Origin of the sequence: Methylocella sp. (genome assembly GCF_041905455.1) — a bacterium.
Lineage (GTDB): Bacteria > Pseudomonadota > Alphaproteobacteria > Rhizobiales > Beijerinckiaceae > Methylocapsa.
The window spans coordinates 176,603-198,745 of the sequence record NZ_JAYRLA010000005.1 but is presented as its reverse complement, the minus strand read 5'-3'; the positions used below and the strand labels follow the sequence as shown (position 1 = coordinate 198,745).

The 22,143-nt window shown below is 71.3% G+C and carries 22 protein-coding genes; 10 read left to right on the top strand and 12 right to left on the bottom strand.

Annotated elements, in window-relative coordinates:
* On the bottom strand, positions 1–187 hold a 187-nt coding region (locus tag ACE3OG_RS06465; RefSeq protein ID WP_374306872.1), incomplete at its 3' end, for a hypothetical protein.
* 438 nt (positions 188–625) lie between these two features.
* Here ACE3OG_RS06465 and ACE3OG_RS06460 point away from each other — a divergent pair.
* Positions 626–1,165 carry a DUF2478 domain-containing protein gene (locus ACE3OG_RS06460; RefSeq protein WP_374306870.1) on the top strand — a complete coding sequence of 180 codons (540 nt, stop codon included), beginning with the start codon at positions 626–628 and terminating at the stop codon, positions 1,163–1,165.
* Positions 1,166–1,601: 436 nt separating this feature from the next.
* Here ACE3OG_RS06460 and ACE3OG_RS06455 read toward each other — a convergent pair whose 3' ends face one another.
* The 3 genes from ACE3OG_RS06455 to ACE3OG_RS06445 all read right to left on the bottom strand — a co-directional run bounded on the left by ACE3OG_RS06455 (position 1,602) and on the right by ACE3OG_RS06445 (position 5,651).
* Positions 1,602–3,263, bottom strand: coding sequence for an FMN-binding glutamate synthase family protein (locus ACE3OG_RS06455; RefSeq protein WP_374306868.1), 1,662 nt, complete (start codon positions 3,261–3,263; stop codon positions 1,602–1,604).
* A 179-nt stretch (positions 3,264–3,442) separates the two neighbouring features.
* Complete coding sequence (locus tag ACE3OG_RS06450; RefSeq protein WP_374306867.1) at positions 3,443–4,138, bottom strand: hypothetical protein; 696 nt, start codon at positions 4,136–4,138, stop codon at positions 3,443–3,445.
* Between the two features lie 271 nt (positions 4,139–4,409).
* Positions 4,410–5,651 carry an MFS transporter gene (locus ACE3OG_RS06445; RefSeq protein WP_374306865.1) on the bottom strand — a complete coding sequence of 414 codons (1,242 nt, stop codon included), beginning with the start codon at positions 5,649–5,651 and terminating at the stop codon, positions 4,410–4,412.
* A 280-nt stretch (positions 5,652–5,931) separates the two neighbouring features.
* Between ACE3OG_RS06445 and ACE3OG_RS06440 the strand changes: the two genes are divergently transcribed.
* The 7 genes from ACE3OG_RS06440 (at position 5,932) to fae (ending at position 12,477) form a co-directional block, all read left to right on the top strand.
* Positions 5,932–6,885 (top strand): beta-ribofuranosylaminobenzene 5'-phosphate synthase family protein, encoded by a 954-nt coding sequence (locus ACE3OG_RS06440; protein WP_374306863.1) that lies wholly within the window; start codon positions 5,932–5,934, stop codon positions 6,883–6,885.
* Between the two features lie 37 nt (positions 6,886–6,922).
* Complete coding sequence (locus ACE3OG_RS06435; RefSeq protein ID WP_374306861.1) at positions 6,923–7,810, top strand: NAD(P)-dependent methylenetetrahydromethanopterin dehydrogenase; 888 nt, start codon at positions 6,923–6,925, stop codon at positions 7,808–7,810.
* Entirely contained in the window at positions 7,803–8,990 is a 1,188-nt protein-coding gene (locus ACE3OG_RS06430) for an ATP-grasp domain-containing protein (protein ID WP_374306859.1), read from the top strand. Before ACE3OG_RS06435 ends, ACE3OG_RS06430 begins: the two co-directional genes overlap by 8 nt.
* Positions 8,991–9,055: 65 nt before the next feature.
* Positions 9,056–9,970 carry a methenyltetrahydromethanopterin cyclohydrolase gene (gene mch / locus ACE3OG_RS06425; protein WP_374306884.1) on the top strand — a complete coding sequence of 305 codons (915 nt, stop codon included), beginning with the start codon at positions 9,056–9,058 and terminating at the stop codon, positions 9,968–9,970.
* A gap of 4 nt (positions 9,971–9,974) precedes the next feature.
* The gene (locus ACE3OG_RS06420; protein WP_374306857.1) at positions 9,975–10,898 is read left to right on the top strand and encodes a RimK family alpha-L-glutamate ligase; all 924 of its coding nucleotides are present in this window, start codon (positions 9,975–9,977) and stop codon (positions 10,896–10,898) included.
* A 53-nt stretch (positions 10,899–10,951) separates the two neighbouring features.
* Positions 10,952–11,827, top strand: coding sequence for a triphosphoribosyl-dephospho-CoA synthase (locus ACE3OG_RS06415; protein ID WP_374306882.1), 876 nt, complete (start codon positions 10,952–10,954; stop codon positions 11,825–11,827).
* 122 nt (positions 11,828–11,949) lie between these two features.
* Positions 11,950–12,477, top strand: a complete 528-nt coding sequence (gene fae, locus ACE3OG_RS06410) for a formaldehyde-activating enzyme (RefSeq protein ID WP_374306855.1) — start codon at positions 11,950–11,952, stop codon at positions 12,475–12,477.
* A gap of 126 nt (positions 12,478–12,603) precedes the next feature.
* On the opposite strand, the gene ACE3OG_RS06405 is transcribed toward fae, so the two are convergent.
* Positions 12,604–13,386, bottom strand: coding sequence for a HisA/HisF-related TIM barrel protein (locus tag ACE3OG_RS06405; RefSeq protein WP_374306853.1), 783 nt, complete (start codon positions 13,384–13,386; stop codon positions 12,604–12,606).
* Positions 13,387–13,494: 108 nt separating this feature from the next.
* On the opposite strand from ACE3OG_RS06405, the gene ACE3OG_RS06400 reads away from it, so the two are divergent.
* Positions 13,495–14,532, top strand: a complete 1,038-nt coding sequence (locus tag ACE3OG_RS06400; protein WP_374306851.1) for a hydantoinase/oxoprolinase family protein — start codon at positions 13,495–13,497, stop codon at positions 14,530–14,532.
* Here the strand turns inward: ACE3OG_RS06400 and ACE3OG_RS06395 are convergent.
* The 7 genes from ACE3OG_RS06395 to ACE3OG_RS06365 form a co-directional block, all read right to left on the bottom strand.
* Entirely contained in the window at positions 14,517–15,074 is a 558-nt protein-coding gene (locus ACE3OG_RS06395) for a DUF447 domain-containing protein (RefSeq protein ID WP_374306849.1), read from the bottom strand. The genes ACE3OG_RS06400 and ACE3OG_RS06395 overlap by 16 nt on opposite strands.
* Positions 15,071–16,519, bottom strand: a complete 1,449-nt coding sequence (locus ACE3OG_RS06390; protein WP_374306847.1) for a DUF6513 domain-containing protein — start codon at positions 16,517–16,519, stop codon at positions 15,071–15,073. The genes ACE3OG_RS06395 and ACE3OG_RS06390 overlap by 4 nt, the downstream gene beginning before the upstream one ends.
* Before the next feature lie 17 nt (positions 16,520–16,536).
* On the bottom strand, positions 16,537–17,178 hold the full coding sequence (locus ACE3OG_RS06385; RefSeq protein WP_374306845.1) for a uridylate kinase: 642 nt from the start codon (positions 17,176–17,178) through the stop codon (positions 16,537–16,539).
* Positions 17,175–18,371, bottom strand: coding sequence for a (5-formylfuran-3-yl)methyl phosphate synthase (locus ACE3OG_RS06380; protein WP_374306843.1), 1,197 nt, complete (start codon positions 18,369–18,371; stop codon positions 17,175–17,177). Before ACE3OG_RS06380 ends, ACE3OG_RS06385 begins: the two co-directional genes overlap by 4 nt.
* Before the next feature lie 75 nt (positions 18,372–18,446).
* Complete coding sequence (locus tag ACE3OG_RS06375) at positions 18,447–19,028, bottom strand: aminodeoxychorismate/anthranilate synthase component II (RefSeq protein WP_374306841.1); 582 nt, start codon at positions 19,026–19,028, stop codon at positions 18,447–18,449.
* A gap of 10 nt (positions 19,029–19,038) precedes the next feature.
* On the bottom strand, positions 19,039–20,400 hold the full coding sequence (gene pabB, locus ACE3OG_RS06370) for an aminodeoxychorismate synthase component I (RefSeq protein ID WP_374306839.1): 1,362 nt from the start codon (positions 20,398–20,400) through the stop codon (positions 19,039–19,041).
* 166 nt (positions 20,401–20,566) lie between these two features.
* Positions 20,567–20,728, bottom strand: a complete 162-nt coding sequence (locus tag ACE3OG_RS06365) for a hypothetical protein (protein ID WP_374306837.1) — start codon at positions 20,726–20,728, stop codon at positions 20,567–20,569.
* A gap of 319 nt (positions 20,729–21,047) precedes the next feature.
* Here ACE3OG_RS06365 and ACE3OG_RS06360 point away from each other — a divergent pair, with 319 nt between their 5' ends.
* The gene (locus ACE3OG_RS06360) at positions 21,048–22,139 is read left to right on the top strand and encodes a tungsten formylmethanofuran dehydrogenase (protein WP_374306835.1); all 1,092 of its coding nucleotides are present in this window, start codon (positions 21,048–21,050) and stop codon (positions 22,137–22,139) included.
* Positions 22,140–22,143: the final 4 nt, after the last annotated feature.

The window sequence follows — 22,143 nt, the reverse complement described above, 5'->3', positions numbered from 1 at the left end:
CAATCAGTTCCGTCGCCTCGTCGTCCGCTATGAGCGACACGCCGACCTCTACCGCGCCTTTATCGTCCTCGCCGCCGCTATCATTTGCTTCAGGGCCTTGAGACGGTTTTGTTAGGCGCTCTAAGTGGCCAAGCCGCCAGCGATACGAAAGCTCGTCGCGACGCAACCCGCGACGGGCGAGTTTCACGCCAGTCGGCCGCGGCGCTCTATGGCCGCCGCAGCTCTCTCCACCGCGATCGGGAACACGGCCCTTGCCCCAAGCCCTGCCGCGCGCTTGAAGAACTCGCCGAGGGCCTGGTTCTTGGCCCCTGCCGCGATGGCGCGCTGGCAGGTCTCTGGATTCTCGGAGATGAGCGTGCGATCGTCCTTGCCGCGCGATCCGGCATGTAGGGGACACAACAATCGCGTGGATGGCCGCAGCGCCGTCACAACGCGCCGTTCGACTGATCAAATCACTCGGATGCCGAACCCATAATCGACAAACGCGTCTTTTCCGCAACCTGTCAGGCTCTTGCAATAAACGGGAAACCAGCGCGGACAGGCCATTTATCCTTGCGCTTGACCGCGCGCCTTGACGATTCATGCGCCGCGGCGCATCTAAATCACCGAGCATAGGGATTTGACCATGACATCCGCGAACGGGAGCCTCGCCGCGGTCACTGGGAGGGACAGCGGCGAGGTTCAAGCTGCGTTTGTGACCATCGCCAATGAGTTGCTGGCTAAAAACCTTCGCGTCGTCGGAGTGATCGGCGAGGCGCTCGCTCTGCCTCATGGGATATGCACGGCTGGATTTTTGCGCGATATCGCCTCGGACGCGAAGTTTAAAATCTATCTTCAAAATGCTCCGCGCGACACCTCCTGCCACCTCGACGAGAATGGCGTGAACGCCGCATGTCGTCATCTGCTCCCGCAAATCCCGTCATGCGATCTCGTCATCGTGAGCAAATTCGGGAAACTTGAGGCGAGCGGCGCAGGGCTGGCTCCTGCTTTTGAGGCTGCGGTCAAAGCTTGCAAGCCGGTGTTGACCTCGGTCTCGGAGCGACATTGGGCGGCTTGGCGGGCCTTCGCCCCTGGCGCGGCGAATCTTGGCGGCGACGCGCCGGCTATCCAGTCCTGGCTGGAAAAGTTGCGCCCGTCGGTGTGCGACGCGCCGAAGGCGAACTGAACCGCCTTGGGGGTTCGCCGGAGGCTGCTTCGTCAAATCACGCCGCCACGACTGATCGTTTCGGCATGGCGCAGCGGCGCTTCTCGGCTTCGGCTGGCGGAGCGTCGCCAGTTCGACGGCCTCGAAAAGGCGTCATGACCCGCGTCGGCGATGCAGGACGGCCGATGGCGTTAATTCATGTGTCGCGGCCATAATTTTGTGGCCTTGACCCCTTTCCGCGAGCCCGGTTCGCAGCGGACGCCGACGTCGGCCTCGCCCTGCGCCAGGTCGACGACGCGAGCGTCGCGCGATGTTGCGTACGTGTCTCGTCAGGGCGCGGGCGAGGTTCTGATCGGGAGCCTTCGTCACTCTCTCGCCAGCGCCGCGACGGGCTCAAGCCGCGCCATGGGGCGAGATCGCGCGCTTCCGACGCTCGGCTTCGCCGCCTGGGGCAGCCTCATGCGCGGCCGTCCTCAAGCAGGTTGACGGCGCCGATGGGGCGCGGGCGAAAGCTGCCGGGATCGGCCATCTTCCAGGCGTCCCGGAAGCGCGGGTCGTCCGTCCCCGCGAGCAATTCGCCCGGCTTCAGCCGCGGATAGCTTTCGGCGAGGCTGAGCGTCTCATGCGATGAAATCCGCCGCGAGAAATGCAGCGGCGTGAACTCCGTGGGATGCGAGAGTCCGGCCGAGGCGACGAATTCGGCGAGGGCGCGCACGGTGCCGCCATGATAGTTCAGCACGCGCTCGGCCTTGTTCTCGACGACGAGCGCGCGCTGGCGCGTGGCGTCCTGCGTGGCGACGCCGGTCGGGCAGCGGTCGGTGTGGCAGCTGTGCGATTGCACGCAGCCGACCGCGAACATGAAGCCGCGCGCGGCGTTGCACCAGTCGGCGCCGAGGGCCATCGCCCGCGCGATGTCGAAGGCGGTGATGATCTTGCCGCTCGCGCCGATGCGGATGCGCTCGCGCGCGTTGACGCCGATCAGCGCGTTATGCACGAAGTTGAGCCCGTCGCGCAGCGGCATGCCGATATGGTCCATGAACTCCATGGGCGCCGCCCCGGTGCCGCCCTCCTTGCCGTCGACGACGATGAAATCGGGGTAGACGCCGGTCTCCAGCATCGCCTTACAGATGGCGAGGAACTCCCACGGGTGGCCGACGCAGAGCTTGCAGCCGACCGGTTTGCCGCCCGACAGCCGCCGCAGCTCGCCGATGAACAGCGTCAGCTCGATCGGCGTCGCGAAAGCGGAATGGGCGGGCGGCGAAACGCAGTCGACGCCCGGCGCGACGCCGCGCGCCGCGGCGATCTCGGCGGACACCTTGGCGGCGGGCAGCACGCCGCCATGGCCCGGCTTCGCCCCCTGGCTGAGCTTCACCTCGATCATCTTGATCTGCGGATGGGCCGCCGTCTGCGCGAAGCGTTCGGGCAGAAATTTCCCTTCAAGGTCGCGGGCGCCGAAATAGCCCGAGCCGATCTCCCGGATGACGTCGCCGCCGCCTTCGGCGTGGTGGCGGCTGAAGCCGCCCTCGCCGGTGTCATGGGCGAAGCCGCCCATCGCCGCGCCCTTGTTGAGCGCGCGGATCGCGTTGGCGCTGAGGGAGCCGAAGCTCATCGCCGAAATATTGAACACGGAGGCCGAATAGGGCTGCGCGCAGTCCGGGCCGCCGACGAGGACGCGGAAATCCTCCTGCGAGGCGGCGGTCGGGGCCATCGAATGATGGACCCATTCATAGCCTTCGGCGTAGACGTCGTGCTGCGTGCCGAACGGCCGCTTCTCCGACGCTTTCTTGGCGCGCTGGTAGACGATCGCCCGCCGGTCGCGGCTGAACGGCGCTCCGTCCTTCTCGCCCTCGAAGAAATACTGCCGCATCTCGGGACGGATTTCCTCGAAGATGAAGCGCAGATGCGCGGCGATCGGATAGTTGCGCAAAATCGCGTGGTTCTGCTGCAGCAGATCATGGACGCCGACGGCGCAGAGCGCGCCGCAAACGACGAGGGCGACCCACCACAGCGGTCCCGACGCGCCGCCGAACGCCAATGCGGCGGCGATGAACAGCGTGGCGAGGATCGCCAGGGTGAAGGCGATGAAGCGGGGGCTCAACGGCGGAACGAGGCGGTCCATATGGCCCTTCCGGGGCTGCGGCCGCGTCGTCGCGCCAGGGCGGCGCGCCCGCGAACGTCGTCAAAAGGGGCCGATCCGGAAAACCCGGGACGGCGGGGAACGATGGGCCGCGCCTGCGACTTGATTATGACCGCCCGCGAGGGGTGCCGGAAGCGTCGGCGCCCGAGCGCGTCCGCTTCCTACTGGCGATGATCCGAAGGCCACGGGTCCTGGTCGAGGCCGCCTGGTCCGAGGCCCGCGCCCATCCCGCCGCCCATTCCCATGTCGTCGCCTTTGCCTTGCCGGGACTCGTCTTTTCCCTGTTCGCGCTTGTTCTGGCCGCCGGAGCTGGTCAGCCGCGTCGGCCCCTGCATCGGAATCGCGACGTCGGCCGGGACGGGCGCAAGATCGAGCGCCCTGCGAATGAAATTGCGGAGCGAAATGACGAGCTCATGCGTGTGGACGGGATTGCCGGCGACCAGCTCCCGCGCGGCGCGTCCGGCCAGAGCGACATGCTCTTCGGTCCCGAGCAGGATGATGTCCGAGAGGGCGGACTCCACGGCGTCGCGAATCCGCCGCGTGCGGTCCGATCCTGCGGCAGGATTCAAATCCAGCGTCGTCTCGTTCTCGGCGGCGGGCTTGTCGCGGCGGCGCAGCTCGCGCAGATGCGTCGGGTCGACGGTCAGATCGCCGGTGAACGAGCCTCCCAAGGTTTTATAGGCCGCTATCAGCGTGCGCAGACGCTCGTTGATCTGACGGTTCATGCGCTCCCGGCGCTGCTGGACCATGACCATCACGAGCAGACGAATGCCGACGCCAAGAAACGTGAACAGCGCCAGGCCGATCAGCGTCGCCAGCAGGTTCCGCCACGAGCTGAAGTCAATGTTGCGCAGCAAAGCCTCCCCGATCGCATTTACGACGCCGCGGCGCGCCTGAAGATCGACGCCGCGCCCCGCGTGGTCCTCGGGAGAAGGGCGGCGAACGCAATCGGCTGGCGCCTCCGAGGCCCTGGATCCGTTCGATCGGGACGCGCCGCCAAGGGCGCGCGCCGCCCAGGCGTCCGCGGCCTCTTGCGCAAGGCTCATCTTAGCGCGTCGGAGAGGCGCGCCCAAGCCGCGCGGCCGGCGCCGTCATGCCGGAAAAGCCTGATCCGTCCTTGCGGCGAAATCAGCCCGTCTCCCGCGCCCCGCCGCGCATGGCGAGGGCGGCGAGCGCGGCGGCGCACGCGAGCAGCGCCGCCGCGGCCGTGAAGGGCGCGAGCGGCGACGCGCGATGCAGCGCCGCGCCGGCGAGCGGCCCAATGGCGAGCCCAAGACCCTGTCCCATCATGTTCAGTCCGGCGGCCGCTCCCTGCGCCGGCGCGCCGGCGCGAAGGCTGAGCGCGGCGAGATTGGCGGGAATCGTCAGGCCGAGCGCCACGCCGAAAAGAATGAGCGTCGCGAGAATTTCGTGGAAGCTTCGCGCGAGGACGCACAGCCCCATGGCGAGGGCGCCGACGATCGCGCCGGCCAGCAGCAGGCGCTCCGGCCGCCGCGGCCGCGCGCGGAAGATGACGCCCTGGACGAGAACCATGGCGGACGCGATCGCCATCAGGAGGACGCCGGCCTTTTCGATCGACTGCTCGATCGTGAAGCCGAACGCGTCCTGCAGCTGCAGCGCCATCGCCTGCTGCGCGACGCCATAGGCGGCGAAGGCGAGCAAGGTGATCGCGACGAAAGGCCATATCCGCGCGAGCAGCGGCCGGAGGGCCGGGCGCGCCGCGCGGCGAAGATGCGGCTCCGGCGCGAAGAGGAGGACGAGGACGAAGCCGACGGCGACGAAAGCGGCGGCGAGGCGGAAGGCGAGCGCCGGGTCATGGCTGCCGACGCGCCAGGCGAGGCTCGCGCCGCCGATCGCGCCGAGCCCGAAGGCGGCGCCGATCAGCCCCATCCCGCCCATGCGCTCGCGCGGCGCGGTGACGTCCGCCATATAGGCCTGCGCCGAGGGCGCGAGCCCGCCGACGAACAGCGCCTGCAGCATCCGCGCGGAAAGAAACAGCGCGAGCGCCCCCGCCGCCGTCAGCGCGTCTGCGAGGCGCGCCGAGACGACGACGCTGAAGGCGAGCGGCCCCGCCGCCGCGCCGGCGAGCGCCAGCAGGATGACCGGCCGTCGTCCGATCCTTTCGCTGAGATAGCCCCAGAACGGCGCGCCGACGATCAGCAGCAGGGCCGAGCCGCTGAGGATGGCGCCGGTCTCGACGTCGGCGAAGCCGAGGCGCCGGCCCAGCGCCGGCAGCGCGGCGAGCAGGAACGCCTGCGCGCTCACATGCGCGACGAGCGCGACGAACAGCGCGGCCTTCATGCGCCGCGCGCGCAGACCGGCTTGCTTCAGGGGCGCGACGTCCGCGGCGCGCCAGACGAAGTCCCGCATCTCGTTTCGCAGCCCTTTCGGCGTTCGACGCGGCGGCCGGGGCCGCCGCTCCTGCGCGAGACCATAACAGCTCGGTTGAAGTTGGCGAAGCCGCGCGCCGCGGCTCGCCCGCGGCCGGACGGAGGCCGAGCGGGCGTCCTTGAACTCTCCGCCGCCGCGAATTAAGAAACTCGCCTCTCCCAAGGGCGCGCTGGGCGGCGCGTCCGTCGCACGCATGCGCATGACCAGAAGGACCGGCCCGGAGCGCCGGCTTCGCGTGGAACCCGACGAAAGAAGCCCGATGTCCGCAAGCGTCACCGTTCGAGCTCCCGCGCGGCTCCATCTCGGCTTTCTCGATCTGCACGGCGGCCTCGGGCGCCGCTTCGGCAGCATCGGCCTCGCCATCGACGAGCCGGCGACGAAGCTTTCGATCGCGCGCGCCGGCGCCGACGACGCGAGCGGCCCGGACGCGGCGCGCGCCGCCGCGCACCTTGCCGCGCTCAAGCGCCGCCACGGCCTCGAAGGCTGCTACAAGGTCACGGTCGAGGCCGCGATCCCCGACCATGTCGGCCTCGGCTCGGGCACCCAGCTCGCCCTCGCGCTCGGCGCGGCGCTGCGGGCGCTCGAGGGCCTGCCCTGCGATCCCGCGGACGACGCGCTTTTGCTGCAGCGCACCGGGAGATCTGGAATCGGCGCGGCGGTGTTCTCGCGGGGGGGCGTCGTCGTCGACGGAGGGCGCGGCGAGCGCACGAAGACGCCGCCGGTGCTGGCGCGGCTGCCCTTTCCGCCCGACTGGCGGATCATCCTCGTGCTCGACCCCGGCCTCAAGGGCGTGCACGGGCCGCAGGAGGCGCGCTCCTTCGCCGCCCTGCCGCCGTTCGAGGAGGCGGCTTCGGGCGAAATCTGCCGCCTCACGCTGATAAGGGCGCTGCCCGCCCTCGTCGAGGAGGACATCGAGGGGTTCGGCGCGGCGATCGCGCGCATCCAGGAGATCGTCGGCGCCTATTTCGCCCCCGCGCAGGGCGGCGGCGCCTTCACGAGCGCCCGGGTGGGCGCGGCGCTGCGCGGCTTTTCGAGCCTCGGCGCGACGGGGATCGGCCAGTCGTCCTGGGGCCCGACGGGCTTCTGCTTCGCGCGCAGCGGCGAGGAGGCGGAGCGGATGCGCCGCCTCATGCGCGAAGAGGCTAACGCTTTTGGTGTAGACATAAGGGTGTGCAATGGCGTTAATCACGGCGCGCTCGTGACGCGCGCCTGAAATGAGACGCGACAGAGCCATCCAGGGGGGGATTCGCGTGGCCAAGACCATTCTGCATATGCTGACGCCGCTCAAGCATATGAGCCCGTTCGACGTGAACATGGCGCTCGACGCCGGCTATGATTCGGTTACGCCCTATACCGAGGTGACGCTCAAGGAGGTGACGGCGCTGGTGCAGGACGCGATGTTCTCGCGCTCGCCGCGCGACGCCGTGCGCACCGGAATCTTCTTCGCCGGCAAGGACGCCGGCCTCGCCCTCGACATGATGGACGTCTTCAGGAAAACGCTGCTGAAGCCGTTCGAGATTTCCGCCTTCGCCGATCCGGCCGGATCCTTCACCACCGCCGCGGCGATGGTCGCCTGCGTCGAGAAGCTCCTCAAGGAGAAGAAGAGCAGGAGCCTCTCGGGCGCCAAGGTGCTGATCTTCGGCGCGACCGGCGTCGTCGGTTACGCCGCCGCCGTGATCTCGGCGCTCGAGGGCGCGAAGATCGCGCTCGCCGGCCATGACGGGCCGGCGCGCGTGCAGGCCAAGGCCGACGACATCAAGGCGCGCTTCGGCGTCGAGGCGGTCGGCGTCGACGGCTCGACCGAGGAGAAGAAGAAAGAGGCGCTCGAAGGCGTCGACGTCGTCTATTGCGCCGCCGCCGCCGGCGTGCAGGTGCTTTCGAAGGCGCTGCTCGCGTCCTCGAAGAGCCTGCTCGTCGCCGCCGACGTCAACGCCGTGCCGCCCGCCGGCATCGAGGGGCTGCAGCTCTTCGACAATGGCGCGGCGCTCGAGGGCGGCGCGCTCGGCGTCGGCCCGCTCGCCATCGGCGACATCAAGTACAAGACGGAATCCGGCCTGTTCAAACGCATGGCCGCCTCCGACAAGCCGGTCGCGTTCGATTTCCGCGACGCCTTCGCCCTGGCGCGGGAGCTTGTCTGAGCCGTCCGCGCCCGTCGGGCCCGCCGTCCTGATCGCGGCCGCCTCGGGGCGCGCGCTCGCCGCCGCCGCGCGGCGGGCGGGCTTCTCCCCGCTGACGGCCGACCTCTTCGGCGACGACGACGCGCGCGCTCTCAGCGCCGCGAGCAGGCGGGTCGGCGACTGGCGGGAGGGCTTTTCGGCCGTCCCGCTGATCGCCGCGCTCGATGAGCTGTCGGACGGCCGCGAGCCGATAGGCCTCGTCTATGGCGCGGGCTTCGAGGACCGGATCGAGATTCTCGATGAGCTCGGCGAACGCTGGCCGCTTCTTGGAACGCCGCCCGCCGTCGCGCGGCGCGCCAAGGACCCGCTGGCGCTGGCGGCGCTTTGCCGCGCGCTCGCCATTCCGCACCCTGACACGCGCCTTGATCCGCCCGAAAATCCCGAGGGCTGGCTCGCCAAGGCGCGCGGCGGGGCGGGCGGGGCGCATATCCTGCCGGCGGCGCAAATCCCGTCTGCGGCTCACGCGCCGGACGACGCTCATTATTATTATCAGCATTACTATCAGCGCCGCGTCGCCGGCGAGCCGGCTTCCGTTCTCCTGCTGTGCGCCGGCGGCGGCGCACGCGCGCTCGGGCTCAGCCGGCAATGGGCCGCGCCGGCGCCCGACTCGCCGTTCCGCTATGGCGGCTGCCTGCGTCCGGCGGACCTCGCCAAAGCGCTCGAGGAACGGCTCGTGGACGCGGCCGGACGCCTCGCCGCGGCCCTCGGCGCGCGCGGCCTCGTCAGCGTCGATTTCCTGGTCGAAGGCGACGCGTTCCACCTGATCGAAGTCAATCCGCGGCCCGGCGCGACGCTCGACATCTACGAGGACCGCGACGGACGCCTGTTCGCCGCCCATGTCGAGGCGTGCCGCGACGCGGTGGCTTGCGCCGGCCAGCCGCCGGCCGCGCTCGCCTTCGAGGGCGCGGCGGCCGCCGCGGTCGCCTACGCGCGAAGCGAAATTTCGATCATGCCGACGCTCGACTGGCCCGAGTGGGCCGCCGACCGCCAGAGCCCGCGCAGCTTCGTCGGCGCGGGCGAGCCGATCTGCACCGTCACCGCCCGCGCGGGCGAGCCTCTCGCCGTCCGCGCGCTGATCGAAACGAGGCTCGGCGCCCTCGCCGACGCCATCCAGCAGGAAACAGGGAGACAAGCGCCGTGACAGAGGCCGCGCTGAACGCCGACGCTCCGAGCGTCAACGAACTCGCCGGACGTCTCGTCGACGCCATGGTCGCCGACGCCGCCAAGCTGCGCGTCGCCGTGAGCAAGGGCGCGCGCGGGGAGACCGTGATCGACGCCGGCAAATCCGTGCGCGGCTCGATCGAGGCGGGGCTGCGCCTCGCCGAGATCTGCCTCGGCGGGCTCGGGACGGTGACCCTCTCGCCGACCCGGCTCAACCCGAAATGGCCGTTCGAGCTCGCGGTGCGCACGACCGATCCCGTCGTCGCCTGCCTCGCCAGCCAGTACGCCGGCTGGGCGCTTTCGCATGGCGAAGGCAAGGGCGCCTTCTTCGCGCTGGGCTCGGGGCCGGGCCGCGCGCTCGCCCGCAAGGAGCCGCTGTTCGCCGACCTCGGCTACAAGGACCGCGCCTCTCGCGCGACCCTCGTGCTCGAAAGCGACAAGGCGCCGCCGCCCGAGGTCGTCGACAAGGTCGCCGGCGCCTGCGGCGTCGCGCCCGAGAATCTCGCCTTCATCTTCGCGCCGACGCAGAGCCTCGCCGGCAGCGTGCAGGTCGTCGCGCGCGTGCTGGAAGTCGCCCTGCACAAGACGCATGAGCTGCATTTCCCGCTGGAGCGCGTCGTCGACGGCCTCGCCTGCGCGCCGCTCTCGCCGCCGCATCCGAATTTCGTCGAGGCGATGGGCCGCACCAACGACGCCATCATCTACGCCGGCCAGGCGCATCTCTTCGTGACCGGCCCGGACGAGGACGCCGAGGCGCTGGCGCAGAAGCTGCCGAGCACGACCTCGCGCGACTTCGGCCGCCCCTTCGCCGAGATCTTCAAGGCCGTCAAGGGCGATTTCTACGCCATCGACCCGATGCTGTTCAGCCCGGCGCAGGCGATCGTCACGGCGGTCGATTCGGGGCGCACCTTCCGCGCCGGCGGAATCGACCACAAGCTGCTCGACGCCTGTTTCGGCTGACGCGATGGCGGGGGCAGGACCACGGATCGCCGTCGCGGTCGACCTCTACGACTGGCACGCGCGCGACCTTTGCGCCGCCTTCGCGAGGGCCGGCGCGAAGGCGACGCCGATCCGCCTCGCCCAATGCGGCCTCGACACGCGCCGCCCGCACGGCCTCGCGATCCCGGGCTTCGGCGCCGAAATCCCGGACGCGGCGTTCGTGCGCGCCATCGGCTCCGGCAGCTTCGAGAGCGTGACCCTGCGCCTGTCCGCGCTCCACGCGCTCGCCGACCTCGGCGTCCATGTCGCCAACCCGGCGCGCACGATCGAGATCTGCGTCGACAAGGCGGCGACGAGCCTGCGCCTGCGTCACGCCGGAATTCCGACGCCGCCGACCTTCGCGGCCCAATCGCTGGAAGCCGCGCGAAAAATCGTCCGGCGCGAGCTCGCCGAAGGGCCGCTGGTGCTGAAGCCGCTGTTCGGCGCGCAGGGCTTCGGCCTGAAGTTGATCCGCAGCGAGGACGACCTGCCGGCGCTGCACGAGGTCGAATACGTCTATTATTTGCAGCGATTCGTCGAAGGGCCGAACAGCGTCGAAGGCTATTGCGACATGCGCTTCCTCGTGTCGAACGGCGAGCTGGTGGCGGCGATGGCGCGGCGCTCCGCGCACTGGATCACCAACATCAAGCTCGGCGCGCGGCCCGAGCGCCTCGACCCCGATCCGGCGCTCGAGCGTCTCGCGTTGCGCGCAGCCGAGGCGGTCGGCGCGCATTTCTGCGGCGTCGACATGATCCTCGACGCCGCCGGCCGCCCGCAGGCGCTCGAAGTCAACAGCATGCCCGGCTGGCGCGGGCTGCAGAAGGTCGCGCCCTTCTCCGTCGCCGACCGCCTTGCGCGCGACTTCCTGTCGCGCGTCGCGCCGGCCCGGCTTGACGGGCGGGCGGCGTGAGCGCGCCGGCGCGCGCCTGCGGCGTCGACGCGGCGGCGCGGGAGGACGCCTTCATGGCCGCCTTCGAGCGCTCCTGCCGCGACGAGGTGGAGGCGCTCAAGCCCGGCAACGTGCACGTCCACGCCGAGGGGCACGGTATGACGGTCGACCATTTTCTGCGCAGCGCCGCGGCGGCCGCGCCGCCGTTGTGCGTTTGCGGGGCCTCTGTCGGCGCGCGCGTCCTCGGCGCCGTGCGCGCGAGCTTTTCGACGGTCGGCCTCAACGCCAATCTCGGCATCGTCCTGTTGTGCGCGCCGCTCGCCGCGGCGGCCGAGCGCGCCGCAATGCAACACGAAGCGCCGGCGGATCGCGCGTCGGCGGCTCTCGCGTTGCGCGCGGCGCTCGCCCACACCCTCGCCGCGCTCGACGTCGCCGACGCGCAGGCCGCCTTCGAGGCGATCCGGATCGCTTCTCCCGGAGGGCTTGGCGCCGCGTCGCGGCATGACGTGCGCGAGCCCGCGGCCGCGACGCTGCGCGAGGCGATGCGCGAGGCCGCCGCGCGCGACATGGTCGCGCGGCAATACGCGCATGATTTTGAGGATGTGTTAGCCGTCGGCCTTCGCGCGCTCGAGGCGGCGCGCGCCGCGGGCGTGCGCGCGCCCTGGCTCGCCAGCGTTGTCCACATGACGTTTCTGGCGCGCTTCGACGACAGCCATGTGGCGCGCAAGTTCGGTCCTGCGCGCGCCGCGGCGCTGCGCGAGGAGGCGGCTGCGTTGCAGGAGGCGCTGCAGGCGTGCGCGCGGCCCGCCGATTTCGCGGGCGAGCTCATGGCGTTCGACGCGCGGCTCAAGGGCCGCGGCCTCAATCCCGGGACCACCGCCGACCTCACCGTGGCGAGTCTCTTCGCCGACCGGCTAATCGACTTGATTGCGCGCGACAATGATGATTGAGTGCGCGCCGGCGGACCAGCGCCGCTTCTATCCGGCAAACCGGCCCGGCCAGCGGGCGCTGACAACAAGGATCGAACCCTTCGCTCCGTTTCTTCCTCGATCTCTCGACGGAAGATGTCTCCATGGGAGGTTTTTTCAACGTGACCAAGATCAACAAGCTCTGTGTCGGTGAATCGCTCGTCGGCGAAGGCAATGAAGTCGCTCACATCGACCTGCTCATCGGACCGCGCGGCAGCGCCGCCGAGACGGCCTTCGCCAACGCGCTCGTCAACAACAAGGACGGCTTCACCTCCCTGCTCGCCGTCGTCGCGCCGAACCTGCTGGCCAAGCCCGCGACCGTCATGTTCAACAAGGTGACGATCAAGAACGCCACGCAGGCCGTGCAGATGTTCGGCCCGGCGCAGCGCGGCGTCGCCAAGGCCGTGGCCGACTCGGTCGCCGACGGCGTGATCCCGGTCAAGGAAGCGGGCGACCTGTTCATCTCGGTCGGCGTGTTCATCCACTGGGAAGCCAAGGACGACCAGAAGATCCAGGACTACAACTACCAGGCCACGAAGGAGGCCATCGCCCGCGCCGTCGCCGGCGAGCCGACTCCCGAGACGGTCGTCGCCGAGCGCAACGCCGTCAAGCACCCCTTCGCGCCGAACTAAGGCGCCGTCGGGCGCTCTTCGCGGGCGACGCAGGCCGAAAGACGATCCGCCGCGCTTCTCGAAGCGCGGCGTTTTCGTTTCGGCGGGAGGCCGCTCTACCCATGAGCGGCGCCTTCCCTGCGCAGTTCAGGGGGTGCGGGACGCCTGCGCGCTCAGCGCGGTTGCGCCGCGTTCCGCCAAGGTCGACGGGACGATGCGCAGCGGCGCCTCGCATGTGAGCAGCTGCGAGCAATCGCGCCCCGTCAGCTGGCCGTCGTGCAGGGCGGACGCGACGAGCGCGCCGCTGATTCCGGCGCGGCGCAACGCCTCGAGGTCCTCGGCGTGCCGCACGCCGCCCGCCGCATAGACGTTCCGCGCTCCCATCGCCTTGACTGCGGCTGCGCGGGCGATGTCGGGGCCGGCGTTGGCGCCGACGCGACCCAGCGTCATGGCGACGACCCGCTCGGGCCAGAGCTCGGACGCCTCCGCCAGTTCGCTCGGGCCGAGCAGGGTCCCGCCGCGATAGTCGAGCGACAGGATGATCCGCCGTTCGCCGGCGAGCTCCTGCAACGGCGTGACGTCGGCGAGCGTCTCGCTGCCCATCACCAGATGGGCGTGGCGATGGCGCGCCAGGAAGGCGCGCGCCGCGGCCGCCTCCCGAACGCCGGCGTCGATCCAGAAGGTCGTCTCCGGGAAGGCGGCGTAGAGCTCGGTCAGCGTGTCGCGATGGTCGCCGCGTCCCTCTATGGCGTCGAGATCGGCGACATAGACGGTCGCGAAGGCGTACACCGACAACAGTCCGGCGACCACGTCCGCGGCGGCGCTCGTCGCGGCGAGAGGAGTCACGATCGGAGCGTAGAATTCGCGGCGACCGAGGCGGGCGCGCACCACGACGCCGTCCTTGAGGTCGATGACTGGAATGACATGCATGTAAAAGAGACTCCGCGTCCGTCCTTCATGTCAGCCTGCGGACAGTCCGCGACATTTTTAAGTTCGCCCTCGAAATTTTCTCGTTTTAATACGTATTGGGAGCAACTGTTGCGCGAAATCATCGGTTGGGACGTCGGCGGCGCCCATCTCAAGGCGGCGCGAGTGGTGGACGGCGTCGTGACGGCGGCCGTTCAGGCTCCCTGTCCGCTCTGGCTTGGCCTTGGCGAGCTCGACCGCGCCTTCAAGGAGGCGGCGGCGGAGGTCGGGCGCGCCGACCTCAACGTCGTCACCATGACCGGCGAGCAGACCGACGCCTTCGCCACCCGCGCCGACGGCGTCGAGGGCCTCGCCGCGGCCGCCGCGCGGCTGCTCGCGCCGGGCCGCGCGCTCGTCTACGCCGGGCGCGCGGGCTTCGTCGAGGCGGGGGAGGCGCGCGCCCATGCGGACGACGTCGCCTCGGCCAACTGGCGCGCGAGCGCGGCGCTGGTCGGGACGCGCCTGCGCGAGGCGCTGTTCGTCGATATGGGCTCCTCGACGACCGACCTCATTCCCGTCGCCGCCCATGCGCCGGCGCCGGTCGGATTTTCCGACGCGCAACGGCTGGAGCACGGCGAACTCGTCTACACGGGGCTTTCGCGCACCTTTCTTATGGCCGGACCGCGGCGCGCGCCCTTCGGCGGGCGCTGGACGGGGCTCATGAACGAATGGTTCGCCGACATGGCCGACGTCGGACGCATCCTCGGCCGCCTGCCGCCCGGCGCCGACGGCATGGATGCGCCGGACGGGCGCGAAAAGACCCCGGCGGCCTCGATGGCCCGGCTCGCGCGGATGATCGGCCGCGACGCGGCGGACGGCGGGGAGTCCGCCTGGCGCGGCCTTTCGGCCTTTCTCGCGGAGGCGCAACTGCGCGAGATCATGGACGCCGCCTTCCTCGTGCTCTCGCGCGGCGTCTTGAGCGAGGACGCGCCGATCGTCGGCGCCGGCGTCGGGCGCGGCGTCGTCGAGGAGCTGGCGCACCGCCTCGGGCGGCCCTTCACGCCTTTCGACGCGCTGATCGAGGCGGCTCCGCAGGTGCGCGAGAGGGCCGCGGACTGCGCCCCGGCGGCGGCGCTGGCGCTGCTCGCCGCGCGTCACTTTTCCGAATAGAACGCCTCGCGCGCGGCGACGAGCCAGGACCAGGCCTCGCTCTCGTCAGGGCCGGCCGTGCGCGCGACGGCGTCGGCGAGACGCTCCATCTCCCGCTCGATTTTTTCACGCGGCAGCAGCCGCAGGCGCGTGATCAGCACCGCGCCTTCGAGCACGGCGGCGCGGGCGCGGTTCATGCCCTCGAACGGCCGGTGCGCGCGCAGCGCGTCGAGGCGACAGCTGAAGCGCGGCCGCTGGGCGTGCTCTTCGACCGCGACCACGGCGAGCTCGGCGTGCGAGAGCGCGCCTTCGAGGCGAGGCGGGCGGCCGGGCGCCGCCGGCGCGAGCGGCCAGTCGCGCCGCCCGGTGACGAGGCCGGCGAAGACGCGCGCGTCGTCGGTGAAGCTCGCGGTCGCGAAGGGGACGGCGCGCAGATTGTCGAGCGTCGTCGAGGGCCTGAAGGGCGCGATGGTCCAGCCGCCCTTCTCCTCGATGAGGCCGAGCGGGGCGAGATGCGGACGTCCCGCGTCGTCGAGGGTCGCGACGATCGCCTCGCGGATCATGGCTCGCCGCCCCCCGCGGCCTTTTTCCCGGCCTCGCCCTTCTGGCGCAGCGTGTGGCCGGCCTCGCGCAGCCGGTCGCGCTCCTCCTGCGGCCCGTCGGCGCCGACGCCCCAGTCGAGCGGCTCGTCCTGCATGTAGCGCTTGCCGAGGGCGAAGGCGATCTCGGCCTTCTGCAGCTCGGCGCCGAGATAGAAGGCGTGGCCGCCGTCCGTCTCGACGCCGAGCTTGGGGAAGAAGGAGAACGCGTCGCGCTCCTTGTGATGGACGTCCTTGTTGTAGACGTGCAGGCCGTCCTCGGCGACGGCGATGCGGTAGTTCTGGTCGCGCACGTCGGCGGCCATGTCGGCGATCTCCTGCGCGTTGGAGGGAAAGGGCCGCATGTCGTGCAGCTGGACCAGGCCCGCGCCGAAGCCCTTGGGCAGCGCGTCGCCGGCCCTGGCCGCGAACATCAGGCGCCGCGCCGCGTCGTGCTCCTCGATCGTGCGGCGTGTATGAGGGCTGACATGCACGGTCAGCATGTTGCGGATCCCGAGCTCGGAGCAGATGCCGAGCAGCGCCGCCGTGACGCCGCCGGAATCGGCTTCGGTCAGCTCGGTGAGGTTTCCCGTGCCCATCATCATCTGGACGTCGGGCAGGCGTCGCCGCGCCTCCACATAGCGCACGATGGAGTTGGCGAAGCCGTAATGGATAGGGTCGAGGATCGGATCTATGATGAAGCTCATGTCTCGCGCGCGGGCCTTCTCGGCGGCGCGCGCGAGCGAGTCGAGGTCGTGCACCGGCGCGCCGACGAGGATTGGCGTCGTCTCCGTCCCGTCGGCGATCTCCAGGCTGTTCTCGTCGAGGCTCAGCAGGAAATCCGCTCCCGCGAGCGCGGCGCGGCGCAGCTCGGCGCGGTTGAACGAGTCGACGCTGACTTTCAGCCCCTCGGCTTTCAGGGCGCCGACCGCGGCTTCAAGATGCGGAAACTCCGTGTCCGGCAGACAGCCAAGGTCGATGACGTCGGCGCCCTTGGCGCCGAGGCCTTTCGCGCGCGCCACTATCTCGTCGATCGTCATGGCGGTGGCGTCGACCATCTCGGCGAAGATGCGCATGTCGTAGCCCGAAAGATCGAGCTCGCGGGCGCCATGGCCGAGAAAGACCGGCAGGTCCGACACCTCGTCTGGACCGCGCGCGACCGGAACGCCGAACTCGGCCGACAGCTTCTCGACGTCGCCGCGAAAACGCCCCGGCAGGATGATCCGGTCGGCCTCGACCGGACGCGGCAGGCGGCGCAGCAATATGGCGTCCGTCATCAGGGCCGCGACCTTCACGCCGGCGTTGAAGATCGCCCATGAGAACGGCGTCTCGCCCATCGACTCGAGAACGCGCGTCAGGCGCGGATAGGCGAGATGGCCGGTGACGAAAAGCAGGCGCTCCTTGCGCTCGGTCTCCCCGGTGTCGGCCATGGCTCCCGCTCGCGCGCTCAGGCCGCGCGCGCGGCCGGGCGGGCGATGAGCCGTCCGGGCGTGCCGGCCTCGGAGAGGCGCGCCTTGGCGCCGGCGAGGTCGGCCGGGCCGGCGAGATAGACGCGCGCGCCGCTCGCCGCCGCGTAGCGCGGGAACAGCGGATCGACGATCCCCGACGCCGCGAGGTCGGCGAGCGAGGCGCCCGCCGGAACGGCGCAGGACTTGACGAGCAGCAGGTCGCGCGCGTCGAGCGCGCGGGCGAGCCATGCGGCGAGCGAGTCGGACGTCATGTCCCACGAGGCTTCGACGCCCGGGCCGGCGCCGGCCATGGCGTGCGGCAGCCAGACGGGGATGCGGCCGGCGTCGAGCGCGGCGAAAATCTCCGCGCGCGAGGCGGCGGGCTTGAGCCGCGGCCAGGCCGCGCGCAGCACGAGCGCATATTGATGCATGGCGAGCAGCGCGAGGCGATGCGCCGTGGCGTCGTCGAAGCCGAGCGGGGCCTGCGCGCGCCGCACCGCTTCGGCGAACGGGCCGCCGCCGGGGACCAGCACGAGATTGCGTCCGGGGCAGGCGGGGGCGAGCGCGAGCGCGCCGAGCCAGGCTTCGCGCTCGGGCGCGCCGGCGAGGGCGCCGCCGAGCTTGGCGACGAGCAGCCTCACCGCCCGCCCGCCCGAAGCGGCGTCGCGCCGGCGCCCTCGGCGCCCGACCCGAACAGGTCCTCGAGCGCGGCGACGCCCTTCGGCCGTTCGCGGACGATCTCGACCCCGACCGCGCCGCGGATGACGTCGAGCTTCTCGACGCGCACGGTGACGCGGGCGACGGCGGGATGGCGCAAAACGCTTTCGGCGATTTCCCGCGCGAGGGTCTCGACGAGCTCGATATGGCCGCGCCCGGCGATGATGCGGATGGCGTCGGTGACGAGGTCGTAGGAGAACACGTCGCGCATGTCGTCGGACTGCAGCCGGGCGCGGTGCACGTCGACGTCGACGTTGAAGCGCACGTCCTGCTTCTGCGCGCGCTCGAACTCATAGGCGCCGATCGAGCATGGCAACAGAAAATCGCGCACGAAGATGCGGTCGGTCTCGGCGGCTTCGCTCGGCGGCGCGTAGCCGCGGCCGAGGAGGCGCCAGTCGACGCCGTCGGCGGCCGCCCGCTCTTCGTCCTCGAGCGCGGGGATGAGGTCGCGGATGAGGGCGAAGGCGGCGAGGTCGAGGCGGCCCTCGCGCGTCCCCCCGGCGCAGAGCGCGCCGCGAAAACCGAGGAAATCGGGACGCAGCGGCAGGAGGCGCGGCGCGTCCGGCGGCTCGAGCGAGCCGGCGAGGCCGCAGGCGAGGCCGGCGGCGCGGCAGCGCGCGACGAAGGCGGCGAGCGCCGCGACGTCCATATGGTCGAGCAGGCGGCCGCGCCCCTTGACCGCCGTGTCGAGCATCGCGCCCTTGAAGCCGGCTCCCGCGACGCGCTCGACGAGCCCGTCGGTCAGCGACGGTCCGGCGTAGGGCAGGTCGGCGAAAAGGACCGCGACGAGCGGCCGCCGCGCGGCGAGCGGGGCGAGCGCCTTGAGGAGGGCGAGCGCGTTCTCCGGCCGCAGGCCGATCTTGACGTAGTCGGCGCCCGCCTCGGCGAGCGCGGCCGCCGCCGCGGCCGCGTCGGCCGGCGAGGCGAAATCGTCGCCGGCGGCGGCGCTCACCTTGCGGCGCCCGGCGACCAGCGCGACGACGTCCCTGACCGTCTGCGCCGCCGCGGCGCCGAGCGCGCCGGCGCGCGGATCCTTGAGGTCGATCACGTCGGCGCCGCCGGCGAGCGCGGCTTCGGCCTCAGCGGCGTCGGTCACGCTGGCGAGCATCGCGGTCATCTTGTCCATCCCTTCGCGCGGACTGCGCCGACCGCTTCAACGCATGAAGCGCGAGGCAATGTCCAACGAATTTTTTTAAGCAGGCCCTGCGTTTTCGTGACCCCGGCGAAAGCTCAGGAAGTTGCGCAGGAGCCGGTGCCCGTCCTGGGTCAGGATCGACTCGGGATGGAACTGGACGCCGAAAGTCGGGTGCGAGGCGTGGCGCAGCGCCATGATCTCGCCCTCCGGCGACCAGGCGGTGGCTTCGAGCGGGGCGCCGCGGCCCTCGAGCTCGACGATGAGCGAATGGTAGCGTCCGACGCTGAGCGGCTGCGGCAGCCCCTTCAGCACGTCCTCGCCGAGATGGCGCGTCTCGCTGGCCTCGCCGTGCATCGGCCGGCGCGCCCGCGTGACGAGGCCGCCGAAGGCCTGGCCGATCGCCTGATGGCCGAGGCAGACGCCGAGGATCGGCACGCGGCCGGACCATTCCCGGACGATGTCGAGCGACATGCCGGCCTGGTCCGGCGCGCAGGGGCCGGGCGAGATCAGGATGGCGTCGAAGGGCTCGTCCGGCGGGGCCGCGTCGTTGCGCACGACGCGCACGCTCTCGCCGAGCTCGCGCAGATAGCCGGCGAGCGTGTGGACGAAGGAGTCGTAATTGTCGACGACGAGGATCACGCGCGCGGCCTCATGCGAACTCCTTCGCCCCGAAGGCCTGAAAGATGCGCCGCGCCTTGTCGAGCGTCTCGACATATTCGCTGGCCGGGTCGGAGGCGGTGACGATCCCGCCGCCCGCCTGCACGACGCAGGCGCCGCGGCGGAAAGCGGCGGTGCGGATGACGATGTTGAGGTCCATCATGCCGTTGAAGCCGAGGTAGCCGATCGCTCCGCAGTAGGGCCCGCGCGCGAAGCGCTCGAGCTCGGCGATGATCTCCATGGCGCGCAGCTTCGGCGCGCCGGTGATCGAGCCGCCGGGGAAGGCGGCGGCGAGGAGGTCGACCGGCGAGAAGCCCTCGGCGAGCCGGCCGGTCACCGTCGAGACGAGGTGATGGACGCTGGCGTAGGTCTCGACGGCGCACAGGTGCGGGACCTTGACCGAGCCCGGCGCGCAGACCCGCGAGAGGTCGTTGCGCAGCAGGTCGACGATCATGACGTTCTCGGCGCGGTCCTTGCGGCTCTCGGCGAGCGCCTTGGTCTGCAGCATGTCGAGCAGGGCGTCATGGGCGAAGCGCGGCCGCGTGCCCTTGATCGGCCGCGTCTCGACGAAGGTCCCGTCGACGCGCAGGAAACGCTCGGGCGAGGCGGAGGCGATCTGGAAGCCGTCATGCTCCAGATAGGCCGCGAAGGGGGCCGGATTGAGTTTTCGCAGGACGCGGTAGAAGCCGAAAGAGTCGAAATCTTCCGGCGTCGGCGCGGCGAAGCGCTGCGAAAGGTTGGCCTGGAAGATGTCGCCGGCGAGGATGCGCTCGATCACCTCGCCGACGGCGCGCTCGTAGGCCGGGCGGGTGAAGTTGCTGGTCCAGCCCTCGAGCGAGACGACGCCTTCGGGCGCGCGGCGCGCCTCCCGGATGAGCGCGAGGAACTGTTCGGAGCGCGCATGCGCGCGCGCGCGCCGCGCCGCGTCCTCGCGTTCCGGCCGGCCGGTCGAGACGATCCAGGCGCGGCGCTGGATCATGTCGAAGGCGACGACGACGTCGTAGAGGCCGAGGGAAAGATGCGGGAATTCGAGCGGGTCGAGTTCGGCCTCCGGCAGCCGCTCGAGGCTCGAGCCGAGGTCGTAGGAGAAGAGCCCGGCCGCGCCGCCCTGGAACGGCGGCAGGCCCGGGTCGAGCGGCGCCGCGTGCTCGGCGAGGAGGCTTTTGAGCCGCCCCGCCCAGGACGGATCGCGAAACCGCCCCTCGATTCGCTCGAACGGATCGGCGGCGACGAAGCCGTAGCGTCCCAGCGCGCCGTCGACGCTGGCGCTGTCGAGGAAGGTCAGGAAAGGCAGGCCGCGCAGGGCCGAGGCGATCTCGACCGGGTCGGCGAAGTCGATTTCGTGAGCGAGCATGGCCGGCGCCCGAGGGCTTCTTCGCCCGCGCGCCGCCGCGGCGCAGGACAGGCGCACCATTGCGCGCCGCAGGCGGCGGCGCAAGGGCGATCGCGCGCGCCCGCCGGCGAAGCGGGTGAGGGAAGCCTGCGCGCCTCGCCCGGAGGCGGCGCGGGGCGCGTAGGCGTCAGCCTTTCTTCGGCGCCTCGGCCGGCTTCGGCGCGTCCTTGGGCGCGTCTTTCGGCGCCTCCTTCGGCGCGTCCTTGGCGGGCTCGATCGGCTTCGGCCGGCCCTTGTAGGCGTAAAGGGCGGGCGCGGTCGGCGCGGGCTGGCTCTGGTGGTGAAGCATGGCGAATTCCCCTGCCGCGGCTATCGCGGACGCGTCCGCGCCCGCCGGGCCGGGGCGTGCTATGCCGCGTGCTTGGCGCCTCGTCAATGTCGCCGCCGGCGCGCCGGCGAGAAAAACGCGCCTGCGGGACCTTGCGCGGGTTTTACGACTAACGTAGCATCCGGCCGCTTCCGGGAGGGGGCCGGCCGCCCGGCTGGCCTCGGACGCGCGCCGTTCCGCCGCAAGCTCATTCGCCGCCGCCAGCCTCGCCGTCCCGATGGGCCGGCGGGCCTCGCGCGGGCGCGGCCGCCGGCGAAGGTTTTTTGGGGGAGGACGGCTGATGGTCGAGGCGCTGGTCGACGGAAAATCCGCTTCACTCGACGCCGCCGCTGGGCGCGCCGCCGAAATTCTCGGCGCCGCGAAATTCCCGATCGTCGCGGGGCTCGGCGCCGACGTCGCCGGAACGAGCGCGGCGATCCTGCTCGCCGAACGGCTGCGCGGCGCCTATGACCACATGCGCTCGCCCGAAATCCTCGTCGACCTCGCGGTGTTCCGCCAGGCCGGCGCGATGATGACGACGCCCTCCGTCGCGCGCCTGCAGGCCGACGTCCTCGTCTTCGTCGGCGACGACCTCTCGGCGATCTGGCCGGAGGTCATGGCCCGCCTCGCGCCGGGCGAAATTCCCTATTTCGACCTCGAGAAGGCGCGCCGCAAGATCGTCTGGATCGGCCCGCCGCCGGGCGCGGCCGTCGAGGGCGCCGAGCTTGTCGCGCTCGAGGGCGCGGACCTGCGCGCGACGCTCGCGGCCCTTCGCGCGCGCGTCGGCGCAAAGCCCGTCGCCGCGAGCGGCGCGGCGCTCGCGGCGCTCGACGCGGCCGCCGCCGTCCTCAACGGCGCGCGCTTCGGCGTGATCGTCTGGGGCCCGCGCCTCATGGACGCGCTCGGCGTCGAGATGGCGCTCGGCCTCCTTCTCGACCTCAACAAGACCACCCGCTTCACCAGCCTGCCGCTCGGCGCCGGCGACAACGCCGCGGGCGTCACCCAGACGTCCGGCTGGAGCACCGGCTTTCCCGCGCGCACCTCCTTCGGGCGCGGCTATCCCGAGCATGACGCCTGGAAATTTTCGGCCGAGCGGCTGATCGAGGAGGGCGAGGCCGACGCCGCGCTGTGGATCTCCGCCTACAGCGCCAGCGCGCCGCGCTGGACGCGGCGTCCGCCGCTCGTCGCGCTGACCGCGCAGGAGACCGCCTTCGGCTACGCGCCGCAGGTGGAGATCAGGGTCGGGCGCCCCGGCCTCGACCATGACGGCGCGGATTTCGCGCGAGAAGTTTCGGCCCTCGTCGCAAGGACGGCGTCGGCGCCCTCGGCCGCGCCGTCGGTCGCCGCCGTCATTCAGAAGATCGCCGCCGCGCTGCCGGCCCGCGCGGCGTAAGGGA

What these genes read in the sequence shown, in the direction of transcription:
- ACE3OG_RS06455 (WP_374306868.1), bottom strand. Translation starts at nt 3,263, where the DNA reads ATGGACCGCCTCGTTCCGCCGTTGAGCCCCCGCTTCATCGCCTTCACC.
- ACE3OG_RS06365 (WP_374306837.1), bottom strand. Translation starts at nt 20,728, where the DNA reads ATGCTTCACCACCAGAGCCAGCCCGCGCCGACCGCGCCCGCCCTTTAC.
- ACE3OG_RS06395 (WP_374306849.1), bottom strand. Translation starts at nt 15,074, where the DNA reads ATGATCCGCGAGGCGATCGTCGCGACCCTCGACGACGCGGGACGTCCG.
- mch (WP_374306884.1), top strand. Translation starts at nt 9,056, where the DNA reads ATGGTCGCCGACGCCGCCAAGCTGCGCGTCGCCGTGAGCAAGGGCGCG.
- ACE3OG_RS06380 (WP_374306843.1), bottom strand. Translation starts at nt 18,371, where the DNA reads ATGACCGCGATGCTCGCCAGCGTGACCGACGCCGCTGAGGCCGAAGCC.
- fae (WP_374306855.1), top strand. Translation starts at nt 11,950, where the DNA reads ATGGGAGGTTTTTTCAACGTGACCAAGATCAACAAGCTCTGTGTCGGT.
- ACE3OG_RS06420 (WP_374306857.1), top strand. Translation starts at nt 9,975, where the DNA reads ATGGCGGGGGCAGGACCACGGATCGCCGTCGCGGTCGACCTCTACGAC.
- ACE3OG_RS06405 (WP_374306853.1), bottom strand. Translation starts at nt 13,386, where the DNA reads ATGCATGTCATTCCAGTCATCGACCTCAAGGACGGCGTCGTGGTGCGC.
- ACE3OG_RS06390 (WP_374306847.1), bottom strand. Translation starts at nt 16,519, where the DNA reads ATGGCCGACACCGGGGAGACCGAGCGCAAGGAGCGCCTGCTTTTCGTC.
- ACE3OG_RS06360 (WP_374306835.1), top strand. Translation starts at nt 21,048, where the DNA reads ATGGTCGAGGCGCTGGTCGACGGAAAATCCGCTTCACTCGACGCCGCC.
- ACE3OG_RS06460 (WP_374306870.1), top strand. Translation starts at nt 626, where the DNA reads ATGACATCCGCGAACGGGAGCCTCGCCGCGGTCACTGGGAGGGACAGC.
- ACE3OG_RS06415 (WP_374306882.1), top strand. Translation starts at nt 10,952, where the DNA reads ATGGCCGCCTTCGAGCGCTCCTGCCGCGACGAGGTGGAGGCGCTCAAG.
- ACE3OG_RS06445 (WP_374306865.1), bottom strand. Translation starts at nt 5,651, where the DNA reads ATGCGGGACTTCGTCTGGCGCGCCGCGGACGTCGCGCCCCTGAAGCAA.
- pabB (WP_374306839.1), bottom strand. Translation starts at nt 20,400, where the DNA reads ATGCTCGCTCACGAAATCGACTTCGCCGACCCGGTCGAGATCGCCTCG.
- ACE3OG_RS06440 (WP_374306863.1), top strand. Translation starts at nt 5,932, where the DNA reads ATGTCCGCAAGCGTCACCGTTCGAGCTCCCGCGCGGCTCCATCTCGGC.